The following is a 14,073-nucleotide window of genomic DNA, read 5'->3' as shown; positions in this document are numbered from 1 at the left end:
CATGCCTCACATCTTCCATTCCATCCCTTACGCCCCGGCTTCATCCTTTGTACTCAGGTCATGCCTGCTGCTCGCATGTACTGCAACGGTACCGTTTTCAAGCACGGCCCAACCGGTGTCCCAGGAAATCCCCCAGGAGAAATCACTTTCCCTGCAAGTGGGCGCCCAGCGCGAAATCCTGATTGAGCAGGGGCTGGAACGCATGGCGATCGGTGACCCAGGGGTTGCTGATGCGAGCATCCTGCGTTCTGCCAGGGGCAAGGCAGGCGCGCGCATCCTGGTACTGGGAAAAGCTGCCGGCCAAACCAGCTTGCTGGTATGGCCCAGAGACGGAAGTGCACCACAGCGTTACACCATCCAGGTCAGTGGAACTGCAGCAACACCCCTTTCAGGCAAGGGGAGTGTTGAAACCTACGGCAAGACGGTGGTGATCGAAGGGCGCCTGCCCGACGCCGACAGCCACCGGCAACTGACAGCGGTAGCTGGCGATGCCTCGGGAAAACCCGTTGTCGTCGACCGCTCCGTGGTTGATGTCCGGAGCAACACGGTTCAGGTGGACGTGAAGATTGTGGAGTTCAGCAAAAGCGTTTTGAAAGAAGCTGGCTTTAACTTTTTCACCAATCGGGGGGGCTTCGGTTTTGGCATATTCAGACCGGGCGGCGTGCAGTCAATTTCGGGCGGGGGCAATGCAGCCCCCATCGGTTTTGGCGGCGTCACACCACTCACGCAGGCATTCAACCTCATATTCAGCTCCAGCAACAGCGGCATCGTGACGAATCTTGGGATTCTTGAGGGCAACGGCCTGGCGCGTGTGCTGGCTGAACCAACCCTGGTGGCACTGTCGGGACAAAGCGCGAGCTTCCTTGCCGGCGGCGAGATTCCCGTGCCGGTGCCACAAAGCCTGGGCACCATCAGCATCCAGTACAAACCATTCGGCATAGGCTTGTCATTAACACCGACGATACTGGCCACCGACCGTATCGCACTGAAAGTCGCACCGGAAGCCAGCGATCTGGACTTCACCAACGCTGTCACCATCAACGGCATTGCCGTGCCTGCCATCACCACACGCCGGGTGGACACCATGGTTGAACTCGGCGACGGCGAAAGCTTTGTAATAGGCGGACTCGTCAGCCGCACAACCCTGTCCAACGTCGACAAGGTGCCCATGCTTGGCGACCTGCCAATAGTCGGCACCTTCTTCAAACGCCAGAGCTACAAACAGAACGAAAAAGAATTGGTGATCGTGGTCACGCCGCATCTGGTCAAGCCCATCGCCAAAGGCACCGACCTGCAGCCCATGCTGCCGGGGCGCGCAGAGCAGCGTGATGCCGCCGTCTGGCGATCTTTCCTGGCTGGGGGAGCGAGCAAGGATTCGCTGCCCGGATTTTCCGACTGAACAACAAGGTGCCTGCCCGCAGCATGAACGCCCGACACTTTTCCCTTGTTGAACCGGTGACCCAGATTTGCCTGTGGGTATCTGGTACAGCCGAGTATGGCCACCAGCTTGAAGCCACCCTCGCGGGACAGTACACCCTGGCCCGGGTTGCGCCGGACATGGCCTTGCTCAAGGAGCGTCTGGCCACCCTGCTACCGGTTGCGGTGATTTTCGACTTTTCACCGCCCGATGCGCAAGCGATAGCCGGGCTGGTCGAGGACGTGCGCAGACTTCAACCCGGGCTACCGGTGCTGGGCGCAGGCTCGGTCGGCCAACCCGGTGCCACGCTGGCGGCCCTGCGCGCTGGCGTGGACGATTTCATCGGCCCGGAAATGGCCGCTGAAGAGGTACTGCAGGCCCTGAGAAAGTGTATTTCTGCCGCGCACATATCTGAAACCGGCCGCGTGGCCATGCTGCTGGGCGCTCGCAGCGGCCTTGGCGTCAGCACCATTGCCTGCAACCTGTCGCAGGTACTGCGCGATGCCGGCCACGCAGCGCGTCCTGAAGTGGCCCTGCTGGACCTGGGTTTACCTGCCGGCGACGGCTTGCTGTACATGGACATGAACAGCGATTTCAGTTTCGTTGATGGCGTACGCAATCTGAAGCGGATGGACCAGACGCTGGTCCAGACCACGCTGGCGCGCCAGGCCGGCGGCGTGGCGGTGCTGCCGCTTCCCGCCAATCTGGCACAGATGCGCGAGATCTCGCATGGCGACAGCGTGGCACTGATCAATCGCCTGCGCGATTTTTTTCATTTCCAGGTTGCCGACTTCGGTGGTTTCTCCAACCTCGATTTCCTCGCACAGGTATTGAACCGCACCCAGGGCGACCGGGTATGGGTAGTTTGCGACCAAAGCCTCGGGGCTATCGTCTCCACCACCCAGTTGCTGGCTGAGTTGCGCGATCGCGGGGTGGATCTGAAGGATTTTGGCCTGGTCGTGAACCGCTTTGACGTCCATGTGGACATCGTCGCCAGGGACATCGCGGATCGCCTCGGTCTCACGCTGGATGCCGTTCTGCCGGCGCGCGGCCCGGCGCTGATGAACGCCTGCAGTCGCGGGCAAATGCTGGCAGTGACCCACCGAAGCGATCCTTTCATTCATGGCCTGCAAGGGCTCGCCCGGCAACTGCTGGACCAGTCAACATCCAGCAGCAAGCCACTGCCGCGCTCGCCATGGGTAGAAAAACTATCGCATTTCGCAGACAAATGGAGAGGAGGCGCCCATGTCAACGGAGATTGAATTCGCGGACGACGGTCAGGCCTTCATGCAGACCCAGCAGTTCCAGGACATCAAATCCTGGGCACATGAACACCTGCTCAACCGCATCGAGGAGCTGGGCGCGGAGTTCGGCCGCTGGTCGCGAGCGGCCATCCGGCAGTTCGTGGACCTGGAACTGGACAGTTTCGTGCGGCTGCAACGCGTACCCATCAACGACGCTGAAACCCGCCTGATTGCCGAGGCGCTAACCAAAGAGCTCTCTGGTTTCGGCCCCATCGAGGACCTGCTGCAGGATCCCGCGGTCGAAGATATTCTCATCAACGGGCACAAGCATGTCTATGTGTCCCGCCACGGCATCCTGCAGCGGGTGTCGCTGCGCTTCACTGACGACGACCACGTGCTGCGCATCGTGCGGCGCATCCTGGCCCCCATCGGACGGCGTCTGGATGAGTCCAACCCCATGGTCGACGCCCGCCTGCCGGATGGTGGCCGCATCAACGTCATCATTGAGCCCCTGTCCATCGATGGCCCGGCTGTGTCCATACGCAAATTCCGCAAGGATCCACTGAGCCCGGCCGATCTGGTGAAACTCGGAACCTTCGACACGGCCATCTGCCAACTGCTGGAGATGGCCGTTCAGGGACGATGCAACATCATCGTCAGCGGAGGGACCAGTTCCGGCAAAACCTCGCTGCTCAATGCGCTCGCCACGTTTGTGCCTGAAACCGAGCGCGTAGTCACCATCGAGGACACAGCGGAACTGTCGCTCAATCACCCGCATGTGGTGCGACTCGAAAGCCGGCCCGGCGGTTTCGATGCATCAGGCGTGGTCGCCATTCGCGACCTGCTGCGCAACAGCCTGCGCATGCGGCCCGACCGCATCATCGTCGGCGAGGTTCGCGGTGGTGAAGTACTGGAGATGATGCAGGCCATGAACACCGGCCATGATGGTTCCATGGGCACCATCCACGCAAGTTCGCCACGCGAATGCATCTACCGGCTGGAGATGCTGGCCGGCTTTGCCGGTTACCAGGGCAGTGAGGTGAGCCTGCGCCGCCAGATCGCCAATGCCGTGGACTTCATCATCCAGATCGGCCGCCTGTCCGGCGGCCAGCGCCGCATCCTGTCCGTGACTGAAGTCACCGGACTCAACGACAGCGTGGTGGCGATGCAGGAGCTCTACCGCTACGAGCCCATCCTCAACCCGGATGGCACCGAACGCGATCGATGGGTCACGCTAGGCATCTCGCCGCACTCGCCCAAACTCGCACGCTTCCGGCAGGCACTGCAAAAACTCAATGGAGACGGTCGTGTCTAGCGCGGCCCTCACCGTCATGAGCCTGGGACTGCTGCTACTGGCAGGAGGCCTGTCGTTCTGGCTCTGGGCGCAAGGGCGCCAGTCACGCCAGGCCGTTGGCCGACATCTCGACAAGCGCCTCGCAGCGGAAGCCAGTGAACGTGCGGAGGTTTTCTTCCATCCGGGCGGTCGGGCCTCGGGCGAGAGTACGGAAGGCGCCTCGAACGTGGCGACCGAAGGCACGCCGCTGCTCAGACAGTGGGTTGAACGCCTGAAGCGCTGGCTGCTACCGGCCTGGCAACTGGGCGTGCTCAGTCCGCGCGCCTTGCTTGGGCTGCTTGGCCTGATCATTGTCCTGGTGGTGTTTGCCGGGCTCGGTGCGGGCATGGTGGCAGCGGTGGGCCTGGCCGTGATGCTGATACTGGCATTGTTTTTTTACGTCTGGTACCGCGCACAGCACCGCAGGCGCCAGCTCGTGCATCAATTGCCAGGATTTCTCGACTCGATGGTGCGACTGATCAGTATCGGCAACTCCACACATGCGGCGTTCCAGATTTCAGTGCCCGCAGTCAAGGCACCGCTACGGCGCTACCTGGACGACGTGAGCGCGCTGCTCAGGGTCGGGGTGGAACTCGAGCCGGCACTGTTGCAGGTGGCTCGCGGCATGAAGATCGATGAACTTCACCTGCTTGCATCCATCCTGGGCCTGAGCGTGCGCTACGGCGGCCGGGCCGACATACTGCTCGAGCGCATGGCCAATTTCATGCGCGACCGCGAACAGGCCGACGCCGAGCTCATCGCGATGTCTGCGGAAACACGCCTGTCGGCCTGGGTACTGGGCCTGCTACCCGTGCTGGTTGGCACGGGCATTATCGTCATCAACGCATCCTATTTCATGCGCATGTGGGACGACGCCACCGGACGCAGCATGCTTTACGGGGCGCTTGGCCTGCAACTGACAGGCGCGTTCCTGTTGTACCGCCTGGCGCGGCTGAGTTGAGGTGCCGCAAGCCATGACAGCACAGCAACTTTTGATGGCTGCCGCAGGGCTGGTAGCGCTGGGAATGCTGGCCCTGGGCGTGCTCCTGCTGGTCCAGCAATGGCATCGCACGCAGGGCCTGCGTGCCATCGACCGGGTCATGCATCGCAATGCCAGCAGTTCTGTGGCAGCAGACCGGTCCCGGCCTGTTGCCGCGCAGGAAACACAGGAGGTGCTCTGGACGGCATCCCTGCGCGAGGAAGGCGCCGCGGCCCGCTGGCTGAACTCCCGGATGGGGCGGCTGCTCGTGATCGACGAAGACCGGCGGCTCATAGAGCAATGCGGTTTCCCCTCTCTGCGGGCGCAACTGATCTTTCTGGCGACCCGCGTTGGGCTCGCGATACTGCTGCCGGCGCTCTACTACGCGCTGGCGCCCGGGCCTGCACATGTCATTTATGCTGCATCACTTTTTGCAGCGGGCGTGCTCGGCCCAAAGTTATTTTTGGGATGGTTCGCCGCCCAGCGCAAGCGCCAGGTAGCGCGGGAACTCCCGTTGCTTGTGGACCTGATAGGCCTGCTGCAGGGCGTGGGACTAAGCCTGGACCAGACGCTGCAGGTCATAGCGCACGACTTCCGGATGGTGCTCAAGGTGCTCGGCAAGGAGCTGGACCTCGCCAACCGCCAATACAGCCAGGGCCGCACGCGCGAACAGTCCCTGCAACGCTTCGGCCAGCTTCACGACAACGCGCATCTCGGCAACCTGGTTGCCCTGCTGGTCCAGGTGGACAAGCATGGCGGCGCGGTCCAGGAGCCGCTGCGCCAGTTCAGCGAGCGTTTGCGCGAAACACGCAAGTCGGAGATGAAGGCGCAGATCGGAAAGATCACCGTAAAGATGACGGTTGTCATGGTGACAACGCTGTTGCCGGCCCTCATCCTTGTAACTGCCGGGCCGGGCTTCCTGGCCGTTATCCGTTCCCTGGGAGCCATGACCCGATGAAAGCCAGAATCTTTTCCCTTGCAACAAGCGTCGCAAGCACATTGGTGCTTGCAGCTTGCACGGCGCCCTCCGGTTATGGACTGGCATCCGACCGCGCTTCTGCGGCAGTGCCTGAAGAAGTCCCCATCAACACGAAGAGTACTTACGTCAACCTGATCCAGCAGATGCAGCAAAAAGGCTTGTGGTTTGCTTCGCTGGCGCATATTGACGCCTTTGAACAGCAAAGCGGTGTGTCGCCCGAAACGCTGCTGATGCGCGGCGACGCCTTGCGGCAGATCGGGCAACACGACGAAAGTGCAGCTGTCTACCGCAAGCTGATGGGCACGCCGGTCGAGGCGGCAGGCTACCGCGGGCTAGGGCTGATTGCCGGTGCTCGCGGTGATTTTCTCCAGTCGACCCAGATGCTGGAGCAGGCGCAACGCCGCAACCCTACAGACGCGATCGTACTGAGCGACCTGGCCTATGCCTATATGCGGGCAGGCCGTGTAGCCCAGGCACGGGTTCCGGTCATGCAGGCATCGCAACTGCAGCCGGGCCTCGCGAAAGTTCAGGGCAACCTGGCTCTGTTTCTGCTGGTCGATGGCCAGCGATCACAGGCCGAAGCCATGATGGATGGCGCCAAAATGCCGGCCAGCCTGCGCGAGGCTATTGAGCGCGAAGCGCAGCTTGTTCAACCAGGCCATGCGGTTGTGGCCGATTCCGCCGGCGTTCCATTGCGGCTCAAGGCCTCTCAATGGCCGTTCAGCAATTGATGGCTTTCAAGCCCACTTATCAAGGAGCTCTTGCATGAACAGGAATATCGTTATTGACCAACTCGCCTGGCAAGCCAGCATGTTGCTCGTGATAGCAGCGCCAAGCGTTCCGGCCTTGGCCCAGACTCCGCCGGTCCCAGCGCTAACAAGCGCAGCGGCAGCAGCCGCAGAACCCGTGCGCATAGGCGATGCCACTCGCCAGTTGCTGTCCATGCAGCGCAACGCCGCCGGGCCCGACCGGCCGATTCCCGGCGAGCAGGCCGGGCTGAGTTACCAACGCTACCTCGACAGCTTCAAGCACCCAATTCCGGAGCGCACCGGATCAAGTATCTCAAGTACAGGCGGCCCCAAAGCGCAATAGGACGCTTTCAGACACCCATGCGGACACGCCCACGTCTAGCCAGCAACTACCTCCAGCGTTCACAGCAGCAGGGAGCGGTCGCCATCATGGGCGCCATCTGGATGATGGTGGCGCTTATCGTGCTGATGGGCCTGGATATCGGCAACCTGTTCTGGCAAAAGCGGGAGTTGCAAAAGATTGCCGATATGGCCGCGCTGGCGGGCGTGCAGGGGACGAGCGCTGGATGCGCAACGGTCCGGTCGTATGCCCAGTCTAATGCGCAGCTCAACGGGCTGCGGTCGAGTGGCCTGAATGCAGATACGTTCTTGCCGGCTGATTGCGGAAACTGGGATCCCAGGCTGCCTCCGGTTGTAGAGTCTGGCGTCAATTGCAATCCGGCTTGCTATTTCGACAAATCCCGCACGCCAGTGAATGCCGTGCGCGTAACGGTCTCCCGAACGGTTCCTTATTTTTTTGTTTTTAACTGGGGAAGCGACGGACGGCTGATGAAAGCGACAGCCACGGCAGCCGGGACATCGTCCAGAGCGGCGCTAAATATCAGGAGCACGCTGGTGACAGTCGACAGCAGCAAGTCCACTTTGCTCAATGCCGTGTTCGGGGGTCTGTTGGGAGGCAGCCTGAACCTCGGGGTCGTGGGCTGGCAAGGCCTTGTGAACACGAATCTTAACCTGCTCAGCTACCTGGACAAGCTGGCAGTGAATCTTGGCGCCGCCGCTGGGGACTACAACACGCTCCTTGACACAAACGCATCCGCCGGAGCGCTGCTGCAAGCCGCCATAGATGTTCTGCAACGTGACGGAGGCACTGCTGCGGTGGATGCCATTACGGCATTGATTGCCTTGCAGGCGGCAGTGCCCTCTTCCGCACCTCTTTTGAAACTGAAAGATATCTTGCAGGTGCAGACCGGAACGCCAGCAGCGGGGCTGGACCTTGACTTGCAGGCATTTCAACTGGCGCAAGGGCTGGTTCAGCTTGCGAACCAGAAGAATGCGGTCCTTGCAGCAGTCTCACTTCCAGTTCCCGGTATCGGATCGGTAACTGTAAACCTGAAAGTGATCGAACCACCGCAGCTGTCGGCCATAGGCAACCCTGAACTGGCCAAGTCCGACCCAACCGGCCCAAATGCCATTTTCGTACGTACGGCACAGGTGCGTACATTGCTATCGGTTAACCTGAACTCCCCACTGACGAGCCTCGCCACAACGCTGTCTGCGGCAGTCGGCAACATCGTTTCTCCAATCACCAATCTACTCAACAGCGTCCTGACGCTGAATCTCGTAGATGTGCTGAGTAATCTCCTGTGTCTCGGCTGTACCCGGAACGTGACCGACATCATCGTCCTGCCAGCCCCTTTCCGCTTCGACGTGAATCTGGAACTGGCAGCAGGAAAAGCCTACGTCTCGGATTTCAGTTGCAACTCAAGCACGAACAAGTCATTGACAGTGCCCGCATCGACTGCGGCGCTCGAAGTGCGTATCGGAAGCATGGGTATTCTCCCCGCCGATGCGGTGAACAATGCGTTTGCCAGCAATAGCGCGCCAACGGTGGCCCCTGTTCCATTAATAGACATCGGTGTCAAGTCCTGCACAGTGACCTGTGTCGCCGGCATCTGCCTCCCAGCCGTCTGCCAGCCACGCCAGCCATTTGCCGGGGGCGGCTTGGGCCTCATGGCCGATGCTCCGCTGGCCGCTTCTTCGCAAGTGCTGCAGTACTCGGCGCCACCAGCCACGGCTCTCCCCGAAATTGCCGAGGCGCCGGCCTATCAGTCGATTTCGTCCTCCAACATTGTTAACAGCCTGTCCACCACCTTGTCAGGCGTCAGCATTCAAGCATACAAGCCAAAGATTTCCGGCAGTGGCCTTGGCAACGTACTGTCGGGAGCAGGAACGATCATCGACACTGTGGTTGGCTTGCTTCAAACTGCTGTGTCCACGGTTCTCTCACCATTGCTGGATCCAATCGTCAATTCGCTCTTGCAGACGCTGGGAATTGATTTAGCCCAGACCAGTGTTGGCGCCCGGCTGAGCTGCCAACAAGGCGCAGAACTGGTTTACTGAATAGAGACACCCCGACATGCGAACCCCATTCCACTTCGATGAACTCGACCTTTATGTCTGGGAAGGCAAGGCCGACGTTCTTGATCGCATCGCGCGTTGCATGGCCAGCTTCGACGTGGAGGTCATCCGCGCCGACGGTATTCCTCAACCTCAGGAGCGTCTCAAGGGCCGGGTGGGCGTGGCGATCATCAGCGTCACGGTGATTGATGGCGGTGGATTGTCCATGGCAAGCGAGGTGCTGCAAGGCATGCCGGTCATCTGGGTTGCCGCGGCGAACCGGGACCGAGACACGCGGCTCTATCCGGCGGAATACCAGCACATCCTGCCCTTCGACTTCACCGGGGCCGAGCTGCGCACCCTGGTGACCAAACTCGTGCAGCAGTTGCGCGCCCACGACGCCACGCCGGACCGGCCTGATGTCCTGGTGGCCAACTCCGAGTGCATGCAGTCGCTGCTGAGCGAGGTAACGGCCTTCGCCGACTGTGACCACAACGTGTTGGTGCACGGCGATACCGGCGTAGGCAAGGAACGGATCGCGCAGCAGCTCCATGTGGGGCACAGCCTCTACGGCAAGGGACCATTTGTCCCGGTGAACTGCGGCGCCATTCCGGATGGCTTGTTCGAGTCGCACTTCTTCGGGCACGCCAAAGGCTCTTTCACAGGCGCGGTGCATGCGCACAGGGGTTACTTTGAACAAGCCACGGGCGGCACGCTCTTTCTGGACGAGATCGGCGACCTGCCGCGCTACCAGCAGGTCAAGCTGCTGCGCGTGCTGGAGGACAACGTGGTGACCCGCCTGGGCTCGACTGTACCCATCAAGCTGGACTTCCGCCTGGTAGCCGCAACCAACTGTGATCTGCGCGAACTGGTGCAGTCGGGCGACTTCAGGGCCGACCTGTTCTACCGGCTCGCTGTGATCGAGCTTCAGGTACCGTCACTGGAAGCCCGGGGAGCGGTGGACAAAATCGCCATTTTCAAGGCTGTCATGGCATCGGTCATGGGCGAGGCGCATCGCGAGAGCCTGCATGATTTGCCCTATTGGCTGACCGACGCCATTGCGGACATGTATTTCCCGGGGAATGTTCGGCAACTTCGCAACCTGGCGGAACGTGTTGGCGTGATCGTGCGGCAAATGGGCGCCTGGGACCAGACGCTGATCGAACGTGCGCTGGCATTGGCCCGCCGCATGTCGCCGGCACCAGGATCCGCCCCCGCCGACACCGAACCAGGCGAGCCTGCTTCGCGCAGAAACTGGGATGCGACGGAACGCAACCGCATCATCAGCGCACTGGAAACCAAGGAGTGGCGGCGACTGGAAACAGCGCAATTCCTTGGAATCAGCCGCAAAGTACTCTGGGAAAAGATGCGCAAATACCAGATCACCAATGGCGAACCCGGAATCCCTCAACCGGACTAAATGCCGATGACACTCCCGTTTTCTACGGGTAGATAGGCACTAATCGCGAAAAGCATAAAAAAAGCCGCCTCACGGCGGCTTTTTTTGACTGACCGAAGAATTACTTCTTCATTGCGTCTTTAGCAGCGTCAGCGGCCTTCTTGGCAGCGTCGCCAGCAGCAGCTGCTGCGTCTTTGGCTGCGTCAACTGCAACGCCAGCGGAAGATGCGGCTTGCGTTGCTGCACCAACGGCAGCAGAAGCGGCGCCAGCGGCGGCATCAGCTGCAGGGGCTGCGGCAGCAGCAGGAGCGGATGCATCAGCTGCTGGAGCTGGGGCTGGAGCAACGGCGGCTGGAGCAGCAGCAGGAGCTTCTTCTTTTTTACCGCAAGCAGCCAGGGCAACAGCTGCAACCAGAGCTGCCAAAACGAGGGACTTATTCATTTTTACTATCCTTGATGATTGAAAAGAAAACAATTTCCGGAAATTGTCAAAAAACAAAACTGAGAACTCAGGTGTTAATTGACCAGGTAAAAGGACTCGAGCTCTTTTACCTAACTTGTGATTGTAGCCCGGTTTTACGGATATGAAAAAGTTCCCGTTTGCAAGGAAAAGGCGCGCATTTCCTTGCTCAGGGAGGGCACCGGGGCTCCGCGCAAGCCCGAATACACAGCAATTAAATCCCCAGCGTTGTTGCGGGAAAGGCAGGCGAGCTTCTGCGCAGGCATTCGTCGAGCCGCTCTTTTAATACCACTCGCCGCGCGGCCTCCGGGCCGGCAACTCCGGCGCAGCGCTCCAGGTCAAGCCGCTGAAACACCCAGGAAGGACTCCACAGCGCGCTCGGCAGGTCGTCAGCAGAAATGGAAGTATTGCCCCGGCACTCGACAATATGCGCCCATGTGCGCCGCCAGGTCACAAAACGTGCATGGCGGCGAAGCACCTCGTCGTAGCTCCTGGCCAGCATGGTCAGCTTGCGCCCGGACTTTGACCAGTCGTTCAATGATTGCGCCACCACCCGCTCGCCCAGCGGCCAATCCTCAAAACTGCTATCGCTCAGGATGATTTCACGCCAACCCTGCGCCGCCGCCGTGGCAAAAGCCATGCGAATCATCTCCGCGAATTCTGCAGGCCCGCTGAAACGTCCTTGCAGCAGCGAAGGCAAGGGTGTATCGGAAAGGCTTTCGGCATCCATGCTGGCGCACTCCTGATCTACGAATGTTCTGGTAAACCCACTGACGGCAAAGCAACCCGGACCCATCCCGCTTCATGCCAGTCTGCCAGCAAATCCAGCGCGTCCGGGCTGGCCTTGCCCAACTCCCGCGCGGACAGCGCGCGCTGGTCCGCGAGACGCTGCATCAGGCGGGCATCTGCGCCTTTGGCCCGGTAACTTTCACCGTTCATGAAGACATGGTGTTTGTCATACATCATCCGGGTCCGAGCATCAAGACATATGCCCACACCACCATCAGAAGGATCCCACTCGGTGCCGGGTGCATCAAACCACACAGAAGGCTTTACTTCGGTCATGTACTCGCCCAGGGCGCAAGCCACGGCAAGCGGATCCTGCAATGCCTCCAGAACGGCCTCGGCCGCAAACGTCGCCAGCGTCGCAGGCAGTTCGGCAGGCGTAGCTGTTGCGGTTTGATCGGGATCACGATACAGGACCGGCCCGCGATTGGTCCGGCGCACGCCCTGCCCTTCAGCATCGCCAGGAGATACCTCGGTCGCATCCTCGCTGAATTCCGCCAGGCGATGCAGCAATTCCGCCGCCAGCTCACCCCGGGCCGGTGCCCGAAAACCAATGGAATAGGTCATGCAATCAGCGGTTTTTCCGTCAGGGCCTGTGGCCGCCTCGGCAATACCGTCGTGCGCATAGCGCGGCGGCAGGTACAGCATGTCTCCAGCCTCCAGCACAAATTCCTGCCCGGGCTCGAAGTTCTGCAAAATCTTCAAGGGCACATCGGCCTGCAGCGTCAGGTCTTTTTGTTTGCTGATTTTCCAGCGGCGGCGACCGCTTGCCTGCAACAGGAACACGTCATAACTGTCGAAATGCGGGCCTACGCCACCTCCAGGCGTGGCAAACGAGATCATCAGATCATCCAGCCGCGCATCGGGTACAAAGCGAAATTGCTGCAACAGCTGATGTGCCTTTTCATCATGCAAATCCACGCCCTGCACCAACAAGGTCCATTCCGCCTGGCTCAGGGGCGGCAGGCTGCGTGCTGCAAAAGGGCCCGGCTTCATGCGCCAGCCCGTCTTATTCTGGACGATCAGCCGGGACTCAACCTCCTCGCGAGCTGCCAGATTGAACAGCTCGGCGCGGCTGAGCACGGGCTTAAAGCCAGGCAAAGCCTGACGCACCAGAAGGGGTTTTTTCTGCCAGTGACGGCGCATGAATTGCGCGGGCGTCAAACCCGCAAGAAGGGACAAGGCTTGATTTACATCCATGGGACAATTGTCGGATGAAAATCACCCCGCAATGCGTCGTTGCCCTGACATGGACGCTGAAAGACACTTTGGGCGAAGTACTGGACGAACTGGACGAGCCCGTCGAATTTTTATTGGGCGGCAACGACCTGCTCGCAAAAATTGAAGAGGCCCTGCAGGGGCACGAGGCTGGTGACAAAACCGACCTGCACCTTGAACCCGAAAACGCTTTCGGCGACTATGACGAAAACCTTGTTTTCCTGGAGCTGCGCAAACTGTTTCCTGCCGAACTTGAAGAAGGCATGACCTTTGATGGCAACGCCCTGCCCGCGGGAACCAGCCCGGACATGCCTAAAAACAGCATCTATACGGTGACGGAGATTTATCCGGACCATGTTGTACTCGACGGCAACCATCCACTGGCAGGTATCGCCTTGCGACTGTCGCTGAAAGTGGAGTCGGTCCGGGAAGCCACCGAGGCGGAAATAGGACAAGGCTCCATGGGCACCGGCTTTTTCAAGCTCGAACCCATGGAACCGGGCAACCATACCCTGCATTAACCGCACCAACAGGGCGGTGCTGCAAGCGCGGCGTGGCGGTGCAGCACCGTCTCCGGGGGCTACATGCGGTACAACTGGCCGTTTTCAATCCGCACGCGGTCGCCAGCCCTCAAATCCACCTGCGTCGCCAGGTCATAAGCACGGTAGCTGCCATTGTCGACCTGTACGGAAACACGATACACATCCCGGACCTGCGTGTTGCCGCTATTCTGGATGGCGTTCCCGGCCACTGCACCGCCCACCCCGCCGGCGATGGTGGCCAGGTCTTTCCCTGTGCCACGACCTATCTGGTGTCCAATCACCGCACCGGCAATGCCGCCGATCACCGCACCGGCAGCACCTGGACGGCCAGGCTCTTGCGTACGGATAAGCTCAACATTGGTCACCCGTCCGTATTCCACCCCGCCTACCTGGCCCCCCATGCTTGAGGGATACGCCGTGCCGGCGGGATAGGCATTCCCCGCCGGATAAGCTGTCCCCGGATATCCCTCAGGCGAGGCATACATGGGTTGCGAGGCGCAAGCGGCCAGGCCGGCAAGCAAGGCAACGGCCGAAATTGCTGAACCAAAACGAAATGATGAACGCATGGGG

The 14,073-nt window shown here is 60.6% G+C and carries 14 protein-coding genes; 10 read left to right on the top strand and 4 right to left on the bottom strand.

The window, feature by feature from the left end; all coding sequences use genetic code 11:
* The first annotated feature begins 1 nt into the window (after position 1).
* The 9 genes from ACFQND_RS03450 to ACFQND_RS03410 are packed head-to-tail and all read left to right on the top strand — an operon-like array spanning position 2 to position 10,518.
* Positions 2-1,399, top strand: a complete 1,398-nt coding sequence (locus ACFQND_RS03450; RefSeq protein WP_371434621.1) for a type II and III secretion system protein family protein — start codon at positions 2-4, stop codon at positions 1,397-1,399.
* Between the two features lie 23 nt (positions 1,400-1,422).
* Complete coding sequence (locus tag ACFQND_RS03445) at positions 1,423-2,679, top strand: AAA family ATPase (RefSeq protein ID WP_377412308.1); 1,257 nt, start codon at positions 1,423-1,425, stop codon at positions 2,677-2,679.
* On the top strand, positions 2,663-3,976 hold the full coding sequence (locus tag ACFQND_RS03440) for a CpaF family protein (RefSeq protein ID WP_371434618.1): 1,314 nt from the start codon (positions 2,663-2,665) through the stop codon (positions 3,974-3,976). Before ACFQND_RS03445 ends, ACFQND_RS03440 begins: the two co-directional genes overlap by 17 nt.
* Positions 3,969-4,955, top strand: coding sequence for a type II secretion system F family protein (locus ACFQND_RS03435; RefSeq protein WP_371434617.1), 987 nt, complete (start codon positions 3,969-3,971; stop codon positions 4,953-4,955). The genes ACFQND_RS03440 and ACFQND_RS03435 overlap by 8 nt, the downstream gene beginning before the upstream one ends.
* A 13-nt stretch (positions 4,956-4,968) precedes the next feature.
* A complete protein-coding gene (locus ACFQND_RS03430) occupies positions 4,969-5,931 on the top strand; it encodes a type II secretion system F family protein (RefSeq protein ID WP_371434616.1) in 963 nt (320 codons plus the stop codon).
* Positions 5,928-6,683, top strand: coding sequence for a tetratricopeptide repeat protein (locus ACFQND_RS03425; RefSeq protein ID WP_371434615.1), 756 nt, complete (start codon positions 5,928-5,930; stop codon positions 6,681-6,683). The genes ACFQND_RS03430 and ACFQND_RS03425 overlap by 4 nt, the downstream gene beginning before the upstream one ends.
* 34 nt (positions 6,684-6,717) lie before the next feature.
* The gene (locus ACFQND_RS03420; protein WP_371434614.1) at positions 6,718-7,044 is read left to right on the top strand and encodes a DUF3613 domain-containing protein; all 327 of its coding nucleotides are present in this window, start codon (positions 6,718-6,720) and stop codon (positions 7,042-7,044) included.
* Positions 7,045-7,061: 17 nt separating this feature from the next.
* Positions 7,062-9,101 carry a TadG family pilus assembly protein gene (locus ACFQND_RS03415; RefSeq protein WP_371434613.1) on the top strand — a complete coding sequence of 680 codons (2,040 nt, stop codon included), beginning with the start codon at positions 7,062-7,064 and terminating at the stop codon, positions 9,099-9,101.
* Between the two features lie 16 nt (positions 9,102-9,117).
* The gene (locus ACFQND_RS03410) at positions 9,118-10,518 is read left to right on the top strand and encodes a sigma 54-interacting transcriptional regulator (protein WP_371434612.1); all 1,401 of its coding nucleotides are present in this window, start codon (positions 9,118-9,120) and stop codon (positions 10,516-10,518) included.
* A 108-nt stretch (positions 10,519-10,626) separates the two neighbouring features.
* On the opposite strand, the gene ACFQND_RS03405 is transcribed toward ACFQND_RS03410, so the two are convergent.
* The 3 genes from ACFQND_RS03405 to ACFQND_RS03395 all read right to left on the bottom strand — a co-directional run bounded on the left by ACFQND_RS03405 (position 10,627) and on the right by ACFQND_RS03395 (position 12,943).
* Positions 10,627-10,908, bottom strand: a complete 282-nt coding sequence (locus tag ACFQND_RS03405) for a hypothetical protein (RefSeq protein ID WP_371434611.1) — start codon at positions 10,906-10,908, stop codon at positions 10,627-10,629.
* Positions 10,909-11,171: 263 nt separating this feature from the next.
* Entirely contained in the window at positions 11,172-11,687 is a 516-nt protein-coding gene (locus ACFQND_RS03400; protein WP_371434610.1) for a hypothetical protein, read from the bottom strand.
* A 17-nt stretch (positions 11,688-11,704) separates the two neighbouring features.
* Complete coding sequence (locus tag ACFQND_RS03395; RefSeq protein ID WP_371434609.1) at positions 11,705-12,943, bottom strand: JmjC domain-containing protein; 1,239 nt, start codon at positions 12,941-12,943, stop codon at positions 11,705-11,707.
* Positions 12,944-12,957: 14 nt separating this feature from the next.
* On the opposite strand from ACFQND_RS03395, the gene ACFQND_RS03390 reads away from it, so the two are divergent.
* Complete coding sequence (locus ACFQND_RS03390) at positions 12,958-13,482, top strand: FKBP-type peptidyl-prolyl cis-trans isomerase (protein ID WP_371434608.1); 525 nt, start codon at positions 12,958-12,960, stop codon at positions 13,480-13,482.
* Positions 13,483-13,541: 59 nt separating this feature from the next.
* On the opposite strand, the gene ACFQND_RS03385 is transcribed toward ACFQND_RS03390, so the two are convergent.
* Positions 13,542-14,069 (bottom strand): outer membrane lipoprotein, encoded by a 528-nt coding sequence (locus ACFQND_RS03385; RefSeq protein WP_371434607.1) that lies wholly within the window; start codon positions 14,067-14,069, stop codon positions 13,542-13,544.
* Positions 14,070-14,073: the final 4 nt, after the last annotated feature.

Source organism: Polaromonas aquatica, from assembly GCF_042659145.1.
GTDB lineage: Bacteria > Pseudomonadota > Gammaproteobacteria > Burkholderiales > Burkholderiaceae_C > Polaromonas > Polaromonas aquatica.
The sequence above is the reverse complement of the archived record's forward strand: the minus strand, read 5'-3'. Positions and strand labels throughout refer to the sequence as shown.

Bases quoted from the DNA above. Each gene is read 5' to 3' on its own strand.
- ACFQND_RS03450 (WP_371434621.1), top strand. From the start codon at position 2: ATGCCTCACATCTTCCATTCCATCCCTTACGCCCCGGCTTCATCCTTT.
- ACFQND_RS03445 (WP_377412308.1), top strand. From the start codon at position 1,423: ATGAACGCCCGACACTTTTCCCTTGTTGAACCGGTGACCCAGATTTGC.
- ACFQND_RS03440 (WP_371434618.1), top strand. From the start codon at position 2,663: ATGTCAACGGAGATTGAATTCGCGGACGACGGTCAGGCCTTCATGCAG.
- ACFQND_RS03430 (WP_371434616.1), top strand. From the start codon at position 4,969: ATGACAGCACAGCAACTTTTGATGGCTGCCGCAGGGCTGGTAGCGCTG.
- ACFQND_RS03425 (WP_371434615.1), top strand. From the start codon at position 5,928: ATGAAAGCCAGAATCTTTTCCCTTGCAACAAGCGTCGCAAGCACATTG.
- ACFQND_RS03420 (WP_371434614.1), top strand. From the start codon at position 6,718: ATGAACAGGAATATCGTTATTGACCAACTCGCCTGGCAAGCCAGCATG.
- ACFQND_RS03415 (WP_371434613.1), top strand. From the start codon at position 7,062: ATGCGGACACGCCCACGTCTAGCCAGCAACTACCTCCAGCGTTCACAG.
- ACFQND_RS03410 (WP_371434612.1), top strand. From the start codon at position 9,118: ATGCGAACCCCATTCCACTTCGATGAACTCGACCTTTATGTCTGGGAA.
- ACFQND_RS03400 (WP_371434610.1), bottom strand. From the start codon at position 11,687: ATGGATGCCGAAAGCCTTTCCGATACACCCTTGCCTTCGCTGCTGCAA.
- ACFQND_RS03395 (WP_371434609.1), bottom strand. From the start codon at position 12,943: ATGGATGTAAATCAAGCCTTGTCCCTTCTTGCGGGTTTGACGCCCGCG.
- ACFQND_RS03390 (WP_371434608.1), top strand. From the start codon at position 12,958: ATGAAAATCACCCCGCAATGCGTCGTTGCCCTGACATGGACGCTGAAA.
- ACFQND_RS03385 (WP_371434607.1), bottom strand. From the start codon at position 14,069: ATGCGTTCATCATTTCGTTTTGGTTCAGCAATTTCGGCCGTTGCCTTG.